Annotated in this window: 13 protein-coding genes; 8 read left to right on the top strand and 5 right to left on the bottom strand. The window is 60.4% G+C overall.

The features are described from left to right. Window positions 1-125: 125 nt before the first annotated feature. The 4 genes from ACJ8HA_RS07430 (at window position 126) to ACJ8HA_RS07415 (ending at window position 4,554) form a co-directional block, all read left to right on the top strand. Entirely contained in the window at window positions 126-1,544 is a 1,419-nt protein-coding gene (locus ACJ8HA_RS07430; RefSeq protein ID WP_025302553.1) for a glutamine synthetase family protein, read from the top strand. A 308-nt stretch (window positions 1,545-1,852) separates the two neighbouring features. Further along, window positions 1,853-3,223: an APC family permease gene (locus tag ACJ8HA_RS07425; RefSeq protein ID WP_025302554.1), complete on the top strand. Its 1,371-nt coding sequence runs from the start codon at window positions 1,853-1,855 to the stop codon at window positions 3,221-3,223. Window positions 3,224-3,314: 91 nt separating this feature from the next. Then, window positions 3,315-4,208, top strand: coding sequence for an aromatic amino acid DMT transporter YddG (yddG, locus tag ACJ8HA_RS07420; RefSeq protein ID WP_025302555.1), 894 nt, complete (start codon window positions 3,315-3,317; stop codon window positions 4,206-4,208). Window positions 4,209-4,281: 73 nt separating this feature from the next. Beyond that, complete coding sequence (locus tag ACJ8HA_RS07415; protein WP_442515277.1) at window positions 4,282-4,554, top strand: hypothetical protein; 273 nt, start codon at window positions 4,282-4,284, stop codon at window positions 4,552-4,554. A 2-nt stretch (window positions 4,555-4,556) separates the two neighbouring features. Here the strand turns inward: ACJ8HA_RS07415 and ACJ8HA_RS07410 are convergent, their stop codons facing one another. Beyond that, on the bottom strand, window positions 4,557-5,537 hold the full coding sequence (locus tag ACJ8HA_RS07410) for a GlxA family transcriptional regulator (protein WP_025302557.1): 981 nt from the start codon (window positions 5,535-5,537) through the stop codon (window positions 4,557-4,559). A 115-nt stretch (window positions 5,538-5,652) separates the two neighbouring features. Here ACJ8HA_RS07410 and ACJ8HA_RS07405 point away from each other — a divergent pair, with 115 nt between their 5' ends. Both ACJ8HA_RS07405 and ACJ8HA_RS07400 read left to right on the top strand, forming a co-directional pair. Continuing rightward, window positions 5,653-6,294, top strand: coding sequence for an HD domain-containing protein (locus tag ACJ8HA_RS07405; RefSeq protein ID WP_442515276.1), 642 nt, complete (start codon window positions 5,653-5,655; stop codon window positions 6,292-6,294). Between the two features lie 356 nt (window positions 6,295-6,650). Then, window positions 6,651-7,532: a nucleoside-specific channel-forming protein Tsx gene (locus ACJ8HA_RS07400; RefSeq protein WP_004941293.1), complete on the top strand. Its 882-nt coding sequence runs from the start codon at window positions 6,651-6,653 to the stop codon at window positions 7,530-7,532. A gap of 52 nt (window positions 7,533-7,584) precedes the next feature. Here ACJ8HA_RS07400 and ACJ8HA_RS07395 read toward each other — a convergent pair whose 3' ends face one another. After that, window positions 7,585-7,764 (bottom strand): hypothetical protein, encoded by a 180-nt coding sequence (locus tag ACJ8HA_RS07395; RefSeq protein ID WP_025302559.1) that lies wholly within the window; start codon window positions 7,762-7,764, stop codon window positions 7,585-7,587. A 442-nt stretch (window positions 7,765-8,206) separates the two neighbouring features. Between ACJ8HA_RS07395 and ACJ8HA_RS07390 the strand changes: the two genes are divergently transcribed. Together ACJ8HA_RS07390 and ACJ8HA_RS07385 are read left to right on the top strand one after the other, a co-directional pair. After that, window positions 8,207-8,710 carry an anti-virulence regulator CigR family protein gene (locus tag ACJ8HA_RS07390; protein ID WP_049209162.1) on the top strand — a complete coding sequence of 168 codons (504 nt, stop codon included), beginning with the start codon at window positions 8,207-8,209 and terminating at the stop codon, window positions 8,708-8,710. A 115-nt stretch (window positions 8,711-8,825) separates the two neighbouring features. After that, window positions 8,826-9,356, top strand: coding sequence for a chorismate mutase (locus ACJ8HA_RS07385; protein WP_043141419.1), 531 nt, complete (start codon window positions 8,826-8,828; stop codon window positions 9,354-9,356). Between the two features lie 3 nt (window positions 9,357-9,359). Here the strand turns inward: ACJ8HA_RS07385 and ACJ8HA_RS07380 are convergent, their stop codons facing one another. The 3 genes from ACJ8HA_RS07380 to hutI all read right to left on the bottom strand — a co-directional run bounded on the left by ACJ8HA_RS07380 (window position 9,360) and on the right by hutI (window position 13,164). Then, the gene (locus ACJ8HA_RS07380) at window positions 9,360-10,895 is read right to left on the bottom strand and encodes a serine hydrolase domain-containing protein (protein WP_049204075.1); all 1,536 of its coding nucleotides are present in this window, start codon (window positions 10,893-10,895) and stop codon (window positions 9,360-9,362) included. 245 nt (window positions 10,896-11,140) lie between these two features. Then, window positions 11,141-11,944 carry an N-formylglutamate deformylase gene (gene hutG, locus ACJ8HA_RS07375; protein WP_025302562.1) on the bottom strand — a complete coding sequence of 268 codons (804 nt, stop codon included), beginning with the start codon at window positions 11,942-11,944 and terminating at the stop codon, window positions 11,141-11,143. After that, window positions 11,941-13,164, bottom strand: coding sequence for an imidazolonepropionase (gene hutI / locus ACJ8HA_RS07370; RefSeq protein ID WP_043141410.1), 1,224 nt, complete (start codon window positions 13,162-13,164; stop codon window positions 11,941-11,943). Before hutI ends, hutG begins: the two co-directional genes overlap by 4 nt. Between the last annotated feature and the right edge of the window lie 152 nt (window positions 13,165-13,316).

Genomic DNA, 13,316 nt, shown 5'->3' with positions numbered 1-13,316 from the left:
TATTCAAACCAAAAGTAACACTTGCAAAACAAATTTGTTTCATCTACGTTTCATTTGTGGGCATTATATTGAACAATACGGTCAATAAACATCGACGACAGCAAAACACAAACGGCGGGTGAACCATGCAGACCAACATCGTAGAAGTGGAAAACTTTGTTCAGCACAGTGAAGAGAGACGAAGTAGCGCGTTCCAGCGCGAAGTGAAGAAGTATCTGGAACGTTATCCGTTAACCCAACATGTCGACGTACTGTTGACCGATCTGAACGGCAGCTTCCGCGGCAAACGCATCCCGGTCGGCGGCCTGAACAAACTGGAGAAGGGCTGTTACTTCCCGGCATCGGTATTTGCGATGGATATTCTCGGCAACGTGGTGGAAGAGGCCGGGCTGGGGCAGGAGTTGGGCGAGCCGGATCACGTGTGCGTGCCGGTACCGGGCACGCTGACGCCGTCGGCGGCGGACCCGCAATATATCGCGCAGGTGCTGCTCACCATGTTGGATGAAGATGGCACTCCCTTTGACGTTGAACCGCGCAATGTGCTGAACCGAGTGTGGCAGCGTTTGCGTCAGCGCGGGCTTTCCCCCGTGGTAGCGGTAGAGTTGGAGTTCTATCTCATCGATCGTCAACGCGACGCGGAGGGCTATCTGCAGCCGCCGTGCGCGCCGGGCACGCAAGAGCGCAACACCCAAAGCCAGGTGTACTCCGTCGATAACCTCAACCATTTCGCCGACGTGCTGAGCGAGATCGACGAACTGGCGCGTTTGCAGGGCATTCCGGCGGACGGCGCGGTGGCGGAGGCGTCGCCGGGGCAGTTCGAGGTCAACCTGCACCATACCGACGACGTGCTGCAGGCCTGCGATCACGCGCTGGCGCTGAAGCGGCTGGTGCGCATGGTGGCCGAGAACCACAACATGCAGGCGACCTTTATGGCCAAACCGTATGAGGAGCACGCCGGCAGCGGCATGCACGTGCACATCAGCATGCTGAACGCGCAGGGCAACAACGTGTTCGCCGACGATGACGGCGAAGATTCGGCGCTGCTGAAACAGGCGCTGGCGGGCATGATCGCCCTGATGCCGTCTTCGATGGCGCTGCTGGCGCCGAACGTCAACGCCTACCGCCGCTTCCAGCCTGGCATGTATGTGCCGACCCAGGCTTCCTGGGGGCATAACAACCGCACCGTGGCGCTGCGCATTCCCTGCGGCGATCGCGACAACCACCGCGTGGAGTATCGCGTGGCGGGCGCCGACGCCAATCCTTATCTGGTGATGGCGACCATTCTGGCCGGCATCGTTTATGGCCTGGAAACCGCATTGCCGCTGCCTGAGCCGGTGACCGGCAACGGTCTGGAGCAGGACGGGCTGCCGTTCCCGATCCGCCAGAGCGACGCGCTGTACGAGTTCGAACATCAGCCGGTGCTCAATGCATTGTTGGGCGAACGCTTCAGCCACGTCTATCTGGCCTGCAAAACTGATGAGCTGGTGCAGTTCGAGCGCCTGATCACCGAAACCGAAATCGAGTGGATGTTGAAAAACGCCTGATCCCGCTCACCCTGCGACTACCGCGCGCGTCCGGCGCATTTCATCGGCTCTCCTGTGGCCGGCGAGGCTGCGCGCTGCGGTACAGAATTTCTTCTATCACGGCGTACAGGACGCCGACGAGGAAATAACCATGACTCAGTCAGCCCCCTGCGCAGACGTTTGTCTGTGCCGCAGTGCCTACGGGCCGGTCGCCGGCCGCCCGACAGCGATACCAACCCGTTTTTACCGCCGCCTGAGCAGCAGTTTCCCTGCGGCCTCTCTGAATGACGTTGCACGGTTGACAGCAGAGGACCAAGAGGGGAAATGCCATGACGATTAAAGCCATCGACGGCGGCCCGGCGGGCAAACCGCAGCTGCGCAAATCCCTCAAGCTGTGGCAGGTGGTGATGATGGGCCTGGCCTATCTGACGCCGATGACGGTGTTTGACACCTTCGGCATCGTCTCCGGCCTCACCGACGGCCATGTGCCGACCTCCTATCTGCTGGCGCTGGCCGGCGTGCTGTTCACCGCCATCAGCTATGGCAAACTGGTGCGCCAGTTTCCCACCGCCGGCTCTGCCTATACCTATGCGCAGAAGGCGATCAACCCGCACGTCGGTTTTCTGGTGGGGTGGTCATCGCTGCTTGATTATCTGTTCCTGCCGATGATCAATACGCTGCTGGCGAAGATTTACCTGACCGCGCTGTTCCCGGAAGTGCCGCCCTGGGTGTGGGTCGTGGGCTTCGTTATCCTTATCACCGCCATCAACCTGAAAAGCGTCAATTTGGTGGCCAACTTCAATACCCTGTTCGTATTGGCGCAGGTGGCGATCATTCTAGTGTTCATCTATCTGGTGGTGCGCGGCCTGCACAACGGCGAGGGGATGGGCACGGTGTGGAGCCTGCGGCCGTTCCTCAGCGAGAATGCGCATCTGCTGCCGATCATTACCGGCGCGACTATTCTGTGCTTCTCGTTCCTCGGTTTTGACGCGGTCACCACGCTGTGTGAAGAGACGCCCGACGCCGCCAAGGTGATCCCGCGCGCCATCTTCCTGACCGCGCTGTACGGCGGGGTGATCTTTATCAGCGTGTCGTTCTTCATTCAGCTGTTTTTCCCGTCCATTCAACGCTTTCACCAGCCCGACGCCGCGCTGCCGGAGATCGCGCTGTACGTCGGCGGCAAGCTGTTCCAGTCGATCTTCCTGTGCGTGACCTTCATCAACACGCTGGCCTCCGGCCTGGCGTCGCACGCCAGCGTATCGCGCCTGCTGTACGTGATGGGGCGTGACAACGTGTTCCCGGAGAAATTCTTCGGCTATATCCACCCCAAATGGCGCACCCCGGCGCTGAACGTGCTGATGGTCGGGCTGGTGGCGCTGTCAGCGCTGTCGTTCGATCTGGTGACCGCCACGGCGCTGATCAACTTTGGTGCGCTGGTAGCCTTTACCTTCGTTAACCTGTCGGTGATCAGCCACTTCTTCATTCGCGAAGGGCGCAACAAAAGCTGGAAAGATCGCTTCAACTTCCTGTTCCTGCCGTTGGTGGGGGCGCTGACGGTGGGGGTGCTGTGGCTGAACCTGGAGAAAAGCTCGCTGACCATGGGGCTGATCTGGGCGACACTGGGCTTCGGCTATTTGGCCTGGCTGACCCGACGCTTTCGCCAGCCGCCGCCGCAGTTGGAGCGGCAACCGCAGCAATAAATTCACAGGCGGGAGTATCCCGCCTTTCTTTTTGGCACGTGCGGCAGTAGAGTGAAAAACCTGATAAAAAATAACCCATTGGACCTGTCTTATGCCCGCTTTGCCCTCGCGTACCCGCGCCACGCTGTTCGGTTTGTTGGCCATTGTGCTGTGGAGCAGCGTGGTTGGCCTTATTCGCAGCGTCAGCGAAGGGCTGGGGCCGATAGGCGGTGCGGCGATGATCTACAGCGTCAGCGCGGTGTTTTTGCTGGTGGCGCTCGGCGTGCCGAAATGGCGCAGCTTTCCGCGGCCTTATCTGATCGTCGGCAGCCTGCTGTTCGTCAGCTACGAGATCTGCCTGTCGCTGTCGCTCGGCTACGCCAATACCCGCCTGCAGGCGATAGAAGTGGGCATGATCAACTACCTGTGGCCCTGTTTCACCGTGCTGATGGCGCTGGCGCTCAACGGCCAAAAGGCGAAATGGTGGCTGCTGCCGGGACTGCTGCTGTCGCTGTTCGGCATCGGCTGGATCATGAGCGGCGAGGGCGGCTGGTCACCGGCGCAGATGCTGGCCAACGTGCGCAGCAATCCGCTCAGCTATACGCTGGCGTTCAGTGGCGCAGTGATCTGGGCGCTGTATTGCAACCTGACCAAGAAGATCGCCCAGGGCAGCAACGGTGTGGTGCTGTTCATCGTGCTGACCGCGCTGGCGCTGTGGTTGAAGTATGCCTTCAGCGCAGAAAGCGGCATGCAGTTCAGCGCTGGCGTGACCGTAACGCTGCTGTGCGCCGGAGTGGCGATGGGGGCGGGGTATGCCGCCTGGAACGTTGGCATTTTGCACGGCAACATGACGCTGCTGGCCACCGTCTCTTATTTCACCCCGGTGCTGTCGGCGGTGTTCGCCGCGCTGGTGTTGCACACCTCGCTGACCGCCAATTTCTGGCAGGGCGTAGCGATGGTCACGCTTGGCTCGCTGATCTGTTGGCGGGCAACTCGCGGAAATTAACGGAAATTATCCGCCGTCGGCGCAATGTTGAACTAGAATTTAACTAGCCATGTTGCCTGAAGGAACGACGACGATGAGAAGCGACATTCAATTTATTCAACAGCCTGAAATCGACGTGCATCACTATGAGCGCGGCGATACCGTGCGCCTGACCACGGCGAATCTGCGGCACGAATATCAGCTCGACGTTTATATTTTGCGCCGCGACGACAAGCTGATTTACGGTTCGGTCGTCGCGGCGGCGCCCAAGACCGACATTCCGGTTGCCAACTGGGAGGTGAGAAACGGCGAAGAGGTGGCGTTCCGCCAGGAAAACATCGCCAAGGCGGTGCCGGCGGTAAACTGATCTCAGCTTTCGCGCCGCAGTTGTTTACCGAGAAACATTTTTCGATAGTCCGCCGGCGTTACCCCCAGCCGGCGGATAAATGCCCGCCGCATCAGCTCTGCACTGGAAAAACCGCAATGCGCCGCCACCTGTTTTGGCGCCAATACGCCGAGCTCCAATAACCTGCGCGCTTCGGCGATGCGGGCTTCCTCGAGCCATTTAGCGGGAGAGGTGCCGACCTCGTTGCCGAACAGCCTGCTGAAATGCCGCGGGGTGACGCCGGCGCGTTCCGCCAGGCTGGCTACGTTGTGCGGTAACCCGATATTGTCTATCGCCCAGCGTTGCACTTCCTGCAGCATTGAGCGCCCGGCCAGGGTCGCCTGTTCCCGATAGCTGAATTGCATCTGCCCGCCGGGACGGCGGAAAAACATCACCAGCTGGGCCGCGACCCGCTGCGCGATCTCACGCCCTAAATCGTCTTCCACCATTATCAGCGCCAGATCCAGCCCTGAGGTCACGCCAGCGGCAGTCTGCAGGCGCCCGTCACGCACATAAATGGCGTCTTTATCCACCGTGACCTGAGGATAGCGGCGACACAATTGATCGGCTACCGCCCAGTGGGTGGTGATTTGCCGCCCATCCAACAGGCCGGCCTCCGCCAGCAGAAAAGCGCCGCTGCACACCGAGCCGTAGCGGCGAGTGCGGGGTACCACTCTGCGTAGCCAGTCCAGCGTGCGTGTTTCGCTTTCGCCGTCGGCGATACCCGGTGCACCGGCGATGAGCAACGTGTCGATCGCCTGTTCACGCCATTGGGTGATGGCGAGATCCGGCACGAGTTTGACGCCGGATGAGGACACGATCGGCGCCAGCGTCTTTCCGACTACCTGCAGATGATAGGCGGCATAGCCGGCTTGCAGATTGGCCTCGGCGAAAACATCCAGCGGACCGGAAACGTCCAGCAGCTGCACCTGTGGCACGGCGAGAATAGCGATGGTTTTACTCATGGCATGCGATATCCCGATGGATGGGGGATGTCCCTAATCGTTGATTAATGGCAATTGAGGACATTCAGTGTAACGCCTAATCTAACCGGGTTCCAGACAACGGGAGAATCAAGTTATGAGTTTAACCATCAACGGCATCAGCGTGCCGAATAGCGCGATGGCGCGTCAGGCGACCGAGTTAGTGCGCGACACCGAATCAGATCTGCTGTTTCACCACTCCAGCCGGGTGTATTACTGGGCGGCGCTGGCGGGGCAGCAGCGCAAGCTGGCTTACGATCCTGAACTGCTGTACGTCGGCTGCCTGTTTCACGATATGGGACTGACGCACGATCACTGCAGCTGCGACAAACGTTTCGAAGTGGATGGCGCCGATGCGGCGGCCGAGTTTTTACGCGGGCACGGGGTCAGCCGTCAGGATATCGATCGGGTATGGACGGCGATCGCGTTACACACCACGCCGGGGATCCCGGAATACATGCACCCGCTGATTGCGCTGGTGACCGCGGGGGGAGAGATGGACGTGTTAGGGATCAATTACCAGGGCTATGACGCGGCGCTGCGAGAGCAGGTAGTGGAGTTGCATCCCCGCGGGGCAAACTTCAAGGAAGCGATTATTCAGGCGTTTTACGACGGGATTCGACATAAGCCGGACAGCACCTTCGGCAACGTCAAAGCGGACGTGCTGGCGGATAAGGAACCGAGCTTTGTTCGCGGTAATTTTTGCAGCCTCATTCGTCGTTCGATGTGGCCAGCGTGATTGGCTGCCGCTTCTCTCTCGCCGGCGAGTTTTCGCCGGCATTTCCCGCTTGAATGCCGTACTCCTCTTCATTGCCGGTTGATGACAGTTGGCTCAAAAACTGCGCTAAAAATCGATGTGCATGACAAAAATCACAGCGAATGTGAATTTGAATGAAACATAATTTGACAAATGTGAACGCAATCGATTACCTATTCGCGAAATGCGTAACTGGATCACAGATTCTTACAGTCAGTGGTTTCTATAATGCGCGCGTCATCCGAGTTTCTGTGTGAAGACAACGCCAGGTGTCGGCAGACTCATTGTCATCTTTTCTAAACGGGCAGGAAATGGCCCTTTAAGCATGTGGTAATAAAATGAAAAAAATAGCTCTCGCAGCAGGTGTACTGCTCGCAGCGTCTTACAGTGCATCATCAATGGCTGATAGCAAAGACAGTCAATATGTCTCCGACTGGTGGCACCAGAGCGTTAACGTGGTGGGTAGCTACCACACCCGTTTCGGACCGCAGCTGAATAACGACGTGTATCTCGAATACGAAGCCTTCGCCAAGAAAGACTGGTTCGACTTCTACGGTTACGTTGACGTGCCGAAGTTCTTCGGCGTGGGCAATACCCCGGATCGCGGCATCTGGGACAAAGGCTCCCCGCTGTTTATGGAGATTGAACCGCGCTTCTCCATCGACAAGCTGACCGGCACCGATCTGAGCTTCGGTCCGTTCAAAGAGTGGTACTTCGCCAACAACTACATCTATGACCTGGGCCACAACGCCGACGGTCGTCAAAACACCTGGTACATGGGTCTGGGCACCGATATCGACACCGGCCTGCCGATGAGCCTGTCGATGAACATCTATGCCAAATACCAGTGGGAAAACTACCAGGCTGCCAACGAGAACAGCTGGGACGGTTACCGCTTCAAGGTGAAATACTTCGTGCCGCTGACCCAGGTGTGGGGCGGCAACCTGAGCTACATCGGCTTCACCAACTTCGACTTTGGTTCCGATCTGGGCAAGGACAGCCATTGGGTTGACGGCACCGGCAAACAGGTGCGCACCAGCAACTCTATCGCCTCCAGCCACATTTTGGCGCTGAACTACGATCACTGGCACTATTCTTTCGTGGCGCGTTATTTCCATAACGGCGGCCAGTGGCAGGATGGCGCGGATATCGGTACCCCGCAGGGCCCGATCAAGTCTACCGGTTGGGGTTATTACCTCGTGGTCGGCTATAACTTCTGATTTTCCGTGCTATCAGAAACAGAAAACCCCGCCTGGCGGGGTTTTTTTGTCATCACTGTGCTTGTTCAGCCGGGAGATGCTTCACCGGCATAAACAGCCTGCCTTTGATCACGTGACATTCATTATTTATCCAACTAATGATTTGTTCACGGCTGACGCCTTCCGACTGCGCGTAACGATGAAGATCGCCGTTAAAGTGTCGAGTGATGTATTCCATGAGGGTCATTTGCACGTCTTTTGCTCCTGAACGCCCACCCGTTGCCAGCCTGGCCACCGCGGGAGGTTGAGGTTTCTCAGACAGCGAATGTAAATTATCGGCAACCAAATCTCAACATAAAGCACCAGATTGGGGCGACGGCGGCGGGAAAAAGAATCCCGCACGGAGAGGCGGGAAGTGTTCGCTATTATCATTATGGATGATAAGAATAAGATTTGAGGTGCGACGAAAAAGAGCACGCTAACTCTTTTTTGTTACCTTCCCACGCTAGCGTAAGGCTTATTTTTCTTCAAGAAAAATCTGAGACAAGCATCGGCATTTTCGAGGCGTTTTGCGTTGAGACAAGGTTTGAAAGCGAATGCCGTAAAAGCGCGCCGTTATCTCGGAGTTTTCCTTATACTTTGTCTGGAAAAGGCTAGCTATAGTCAACAGAGTCACCCACGCAGGAATACACAACATGAACAAACGTCGTACGACTCTCACGGTGTTAGCGCTGATTGCATCGCTGGGGTTGTCATCCGCCCCGGCCTTGGCCGACAAAGGCGGCAATGGTAACGGCAACGGGAACGGCCATGGCAACAGCGGCAATCACGGCAATAACGGCAATAACGGTAACCATGGCAACAACGGTAATCACGGCAACAAAGGCAATAAAGATAAAGGCGGCTATAGGAACGACGATAATCTGGTCTCCGTCAGCCTTTCGCGCGACCGCGCCCGTTCGCTGGCGCACAACTACGGCCTGACAGGCTACAGCTCGCTGCCACCGGGCATCGCCAAGAATCTGGCGCGTGGTAAACCGCTGCCGCCGGGCATCGCCAAAAAAGTGGTGCCTTACTCGATGCTGCGTGAGTTGCCGCAGTACCCGGGTTATGAGTGGCGTATCGCCGGCGACGATCTGGTGCTGGTCGCACTCAGCACCGCGATTGTGGCCTCCGTCATCAACGGCGTGTTCGACTAACGCCGGTTGGGTCTCATCGGGCCTCGCTGCGGCGGGGCCTTTTTTATTTGCCGGCGCAGGGCTGACGTGGTGAACTTGGCGCCTGACCTTTTCACTGCATCATAAGGGAGGCGCCATGTTCAGGGCGTTATTGATAGCCTGCTGTTTGACCAGTTTTCCAGCGTTGGCAGACGGCGCTGCCGCCATCGGCGAACTGGTGAACCAACGGCTGTCGTTGATGAAAGACGTTGCCGGTTACAAGGCGCAGCAGCATTTGCCGATCGAAGACCTGGCGCAGGAGGCGAAGGTGTTGGCCAGCGCGCAGGCGGAGGCGGGGCGTTTGGGGCTGGAGCCGGCGTCGGTGCGGCCTTTTATCGCCGCGCAGATGGACGCCGCCAAGGCGATTCAGTACCGCTATCGCGCCGACTGGCTGGCGAGCCCGGAGCCCGGCTGGCAGCCGCGCCCGTTGGCGCAGGTGCGCCCACAGATCGCGCAGCTGAGCAGCCAGATATTGCAACGGCTGGCGGAGCGACTGCGTACCGGCCCGCTCGGCGAGGCGGATCGGGCGGCGTTTATGGCGTCTGTGGATCAGGTGAATCTCAGCGCCGCCGACAAGCGGCGGCTGGCGGATGCGCTGCTGGCGGTCAGAACCGGCAGCGCACGCTGAGCGTCAGTCGCGGCCGACGGTGCTGCGGCGGAAGGTCAGCATCCGGCTGCGGTTGGCGATGAGATCCACGTTGTAACCGCGGAAATAGAGGCAAAAGCGTTTCAACCATGGGCCGTCCTGGCACTCCACCAGCATGCGGCCCTGGCCGAGCGGGCTGAGCGTGCCGGTCTGCGCCGCCGGGCCGACGCCAATATGCACCCGATTGCCGCGAATTTCAAAGGCGGTGCGATAGTGCGGGTGATACCACAACCCCTGCACATGCTTCAGGCAGTCGCCGTTGGCCGTGACCGGCAGGAAACGGCGCGCCACATGCCCGACTTCACCCTCGACCGCTTCGCCGGTCCACTTCAATTTGATTGGCATATGGGCGGACAGCGACACCGCGTAGCCGTCTTCGCCCTGATACAGCGGTTCATCGCTGCCCAGATAGGCCAGGTTGCCGTCTTTGACCTCCAGCCAGTGCGGCTCCGCCAGCGTGGCGTAGAGACCGTCGGGGATCGCCGTGCTGCGCTGCGGCAAAGGTTCGCCCAGCAGCGCTGCCATCACCTGCAAAGCCATCCCGAAACTGTCGCAGTCTTCGCGGTTGGCCACCAGCGCAACGCCGACCTGGCGATCGGGCGCCAGCAGGAAATAGGTTTTGTAACCGGCGTGGGAACCACCGTGGCCGAGCAAGCGGCGGCGGCCTAGCGGCGTCTGCGCCAGCCCCAGTCCATAGGCGCTGAGCTGACCCTGATTGAGGCGGCGCGGTGCGCCGAGTTGCGCCAGCACGCCCTGGCCGGGGCCCTGGTCGGCCAGCAGCGTTTGCAGCCAGCGGGTGAGGGCGTTGAGGCTGCCGGTCAGGCTGCCGGAGGCGGAAAGGTGCAGACCGGCGCTGGCGTGTTGCCAGCCCCGCGCCGCACGCCAGTAACCCGGCACCAACCCTGGCACCACGTCGAACCAGCTTTCCGGCGCTTGCATCTGCACCTGCAGCGGCCGGGCAATGTGCTGTTGCACCAGTTGGTCGAAATCATACCCTTTGCTGCGCAGCGCGGCCTCCAGCAGCCGATAGCCGGTATTGCTGTAGGCGATCTCGCTGCCGGCTTCATAGTTCAATCTTTCCAGCCCCTCGACAAACTGCATCACCGGTTGCGCCTCGCTGACGGCATGCAGCGATATGCCCAGCAGACCGAGCGTCTCGCGCACGTCAGGCAGACCGCCGGTCATGTCCAGCGCCTGGCCGACGGTAACGTCCGCCAACGCGGGCTGCAGGGTGGGCAGCAGTTCGCCCAGGCGTTGTTCGAGTCGAATGGCGCGATCGGTGGCGTTCAGCGCCAACGCGGCGAAGATGTGCTTGGTCACTGAGGCGTAGCGCACCACGCTGTCTGCGGTGAAGGGGGTATTCTGCGCCAGATCGGCCAAGCCGGCACTGGCGGTGGCGCGGAGTTGTTCGGCGTCAAACAGGGTGATGGCGCCGCCGGGTTCGCCACGCCGTTGCCAGCCGGCCAGCAATTGTTCGGCGAGAGCGCCGGCAGCGCGCCAGTTTAACGGTGTTACAGACATAGGGCCTCCAGAGTGATGGTTCGAAACGGGCCAGCTCGGCCACACGCCGCCCGGCGCTGACGATGAGCGCGGGCTTTTCGGCTGATTGTGGCGCAGCGCGTTTTTCGTCGGCCGCTGTTTTGTGCGCTGTTTAGACCAGTCAGTAGGGAATCACGCGAAACTTTGATATAGCGCGCAGATTGCGGCTGACGTTACGGTTAAGGACAGGGAGAGGAACAGGCGCCCGGCGGCGCCTGTAAAGGGGATCAGTTCAGTCTGGCGGCGCTGTCCAACAGGCCTTCAATCATCTGCTTGAGCAGGCGCTGCAGCGAGGCGGCGCGCTGCGGTTCGAACGCGAAAGGATACTGTTCGGACATGTAGTTGACCTGCGCCAGCTCGAGCTGGATCGCATGCTGTTGCTGCTGCGGTTGGCCGTAGGCGCGGGTGATGTAACCGCCCTTGAAGCGGCCGTTCAGCACGTGGGTGTACTGCTGTTGCTGCTCGCAGCAGGCGACCAGCCGATCGCTCAGCGCCTGGGCGCAGCTTTCACCGCCGTTGGTGCCGAGGTTGAGATCCGGCAGTTTGCCGTCGAACAGCCGCGGGATCACCGAGGCGATGGAGTGCGCGTCGAACAGCAGCGCATAGCCGTGCCGCGCTTTGAGGCGTGCCAACTCGTCCTGCAGCTGCTGATGATAAGGTTGCCAAATTTGCTGCAGATAGCCGGCGCGTTCTTCGTCCGTCGGCGCTTTGCCCGGCAGGAAGCTTGGGCGGCCGTCGAACAGCACATCGGGATACAGACCGGTGGTGGCGGTGGTGTACAGCGGCTTGTCGTCCGCCGGGCGATTCAGGTCGATGACGAAGCGCGAATAGTTGCCGACCAGTACGCTGGCGCCCATCGCTCGGGCGAAGTCGTACAGCTGCGGGATATGCCAGTCGGTATCGGGCAGAGGGCGGGCATCGTCGGTCAACCCGGCCTCGACCGCCGGCGTCAGTTGTGTGCCGGCGTGTGGGATGCTGATCAGCAGCGGCAGGCTGCCGGTCTGGAAGCTAAAAGGATCGCGAATGGTCATTGACGTACTTCTCCTCGGAAAATCACCGTACAGGGCAGCTGGCCGCCCAACCAATAAGCCAGTTCCGCCGGCCGCGACAGCGGCCAGTGAACAAAGTCCGCCACCTTGCCGGTTTCCAGCGTGCCGTGGCTGTGTTGCAGCCCCAGCGCTTTGGCAGCGTGGGTGGTAACGCCCGCCAGCGCTTCTTCCGGCGTCAGGCGGAACAGCGTGCAGGCCATGTTGATCATCAGACGCAGCGACAGCGCCGGCGACGTGCCAGGGTTGGCGTCGCTGGCGATCGCCATCGCCACGTGGTGCTTGCGGAACAGCTCTACCGGCGGGCACTGGGTTTCGCGCAGCAGGTAGTAGGCGCCCGGCAGCAGCACCGCCACGGTGCCGGCGTCGCCCATGGCGCGGGCATCTTGCTCGGTGGCGTATTCGAGATGGTCGGCGGAGAGCGCGTGATGGCGCGCCGCCAGCGTGCTGCCGCCGAGGGCGGAGAGTTGCTCGGCGTGCAGTTTGACAGGCAAACCGGCGGCTTCGGCGGCGGCGAAGACTCGCTCCACCTGCGCCGGTGAGAACGCCAGGTGTTCGCAGAAGGCGTCAACCGCATCCGCCAGGCCAGCGGCGGCGGCCTGAGGGATGATGGTATCGCAGACCAGATTGATGTAGTCGTCGGCGCGGTTTGCGTATTCCGGCGGCAGCGCATGGGCCGCCAGACAGGTGGTTTTCACCTCGACCGGCAGCAGCTCGCCCAACTTGCGCGCCACCCGCAGCATTTTCAGCTCGCTTTCCGGGCTGAGGCCATAGCCGGATTTGATCTCCACGCAGGTGACGCCTTCCGCCAGCAGCGGACGCAGGCGGAACAGCGCCTGCTCCAGCAGCAGCGCTTCGTCGGCCTCGCGGGTGGCTTTCACGGTGGAGATAATGCCGCCGCCCTGCGCGGCGATGTCGGCATAGCTCACGCCGTTCAGCCGCTGTTCGAACTCGCCGCTGCGGTTGCCGCCGAACACCAGGTGAGTGTGGCAGTCAACAAAGCCGGGGGTGATGATGCCGCCGTTGAATTTCACCGTTTCGTCCGCGATCAGGCCGGGCGGCAGCGCCGCATGTTCGCCAATCCAGACGATCTTGCCGTCGCGTACGGCGATCGCGCCGTCGGTCAGGGTGTGATAGTTGCCGTCGCGCATGGTGACGATATCGGCGCCGTGCCACAGGCTGTCACAGTGAATCTCAGACGTCATTGCTTTCCTCCGCCGGAGCCGCAGCTCCCACATGGTTGTATATACAATTAAAAACAACCTAACGCATTCACCGGGATGTCACAAGAGGCGGGAGAGATTTTGTTATCAGGATGTGATCGACAGCGGAGATGCGGGCGCAGGGCGCGCCCGCC

Origin of the sequence: Serratia sp. CY33802 (assembly GCF_052169095.1) — a bacterium.
In the GTDB taxonomy this organism is placed as follows: domain Bacteria; phylum Pseudomonadota; class Gammaproteobacteria; order Enterobacterales; family Enterobacteriaceae; genus Serratia; species Serratia bockelmannii.
The sequence above is the reverse complement of the archived record's forward strand: the minus strand, read 5'-3'. Positions and strand labels throughout refer to the sequence as shown.

What these genes read in the sequence shown, in the direction of transcription:
- hutI (WP_043141410.1), bottom strand. Translation starts at nt 13,164, where the DNA reads ATGACGTCTGAGATTCACTGTGACAGCCTGTGGCACGGCGCCGATATC.
- ACJ8HA_RS07380 (WP_049204075.1), bottom strand. Translation starts at nt 10,895, where the DNA reads ATGTCTGTAACACCGTTAAACTGGCGCGCTGCCGGCGCTCTCGCCGAA.
- ACJ8HA_RS07385 (WP_043141419.1), top strand. Translation starts at nt 8,826, where the DNA reads ATGTTCAGGGCGTTATTGATAGCCTGCTGTTTGACCAGTTTTCCAGCG.
- ACJ8HA_RS07425 (WP_025302554.1), top strand. Translation starts at nt 1,853, where the DNA reads ATGACGATTAAAGCCATCGACGGCGGCCCGGCGGGCAAACCGCAGCTG.
- ACJ8HA_RS07415 (WP_442515277.1), top strand. Translation starts at nt 4,282, where the DNA reads ATGAGAAGCGACATTCAATTTATTCAACAGCCTGAAATCGACGTGCAT.
- ACJ8HA_RS07390 (WP_049209162.1), top strand. Translation starts at nt 8,207, where the DNA reads ATGAACAAACGTCGTACGACTCTCACGGTGTTAGCGCTGATTGCATCG.
- ACJ8HA_RS07410 (WP_025302557.1), bottom strand. Translation starts at nt 5,537, where the DNA reads ATGAGTAAAACCATCGCTATTCTCGCCGTGCCACAGGTGCAGCTGCTG.
- ACJ8HA_RS07430 (WP_025302553.1), top strand. Translation starts at nt 126, where the DNA reads ATGCAGACCAACATCGTAGAAGTGGAAAACTTTGTTCAGCACAGTGAA.
- hutG (WP_025302562.1), bottom strand. Translation starts at nt 11,944, where the DNA reads ATGACCATTCGCGATCCTTTTAGCTTCCAGACCGGCAGCCTGCCGCTG.
- ACJ8HA_RS07400 (WP_004941293.1), top strand. Translation starts at nt 6,651, where the DNA reads ATGAAAAAAATAGCTCTCGCAGCAGGTGTACTGCTCGCAGCGTCTTAC.
- ACJ8HA_RS07405 (WP_442515276.1), top strand. Translation starts at nt 5,653, where the DNA reads ATGAGTTTAACCATCAACGGCATCAGCGTGCCGAATAGCGCGATGGCG.
- yddG (WP_025302555.1), top strand. Translation starts at nt 3,315, where the DNA reads ATGCCCGCTTTGCCCTCGCGTACCCGCGCCACGCTGTTCGGTTTGTTG.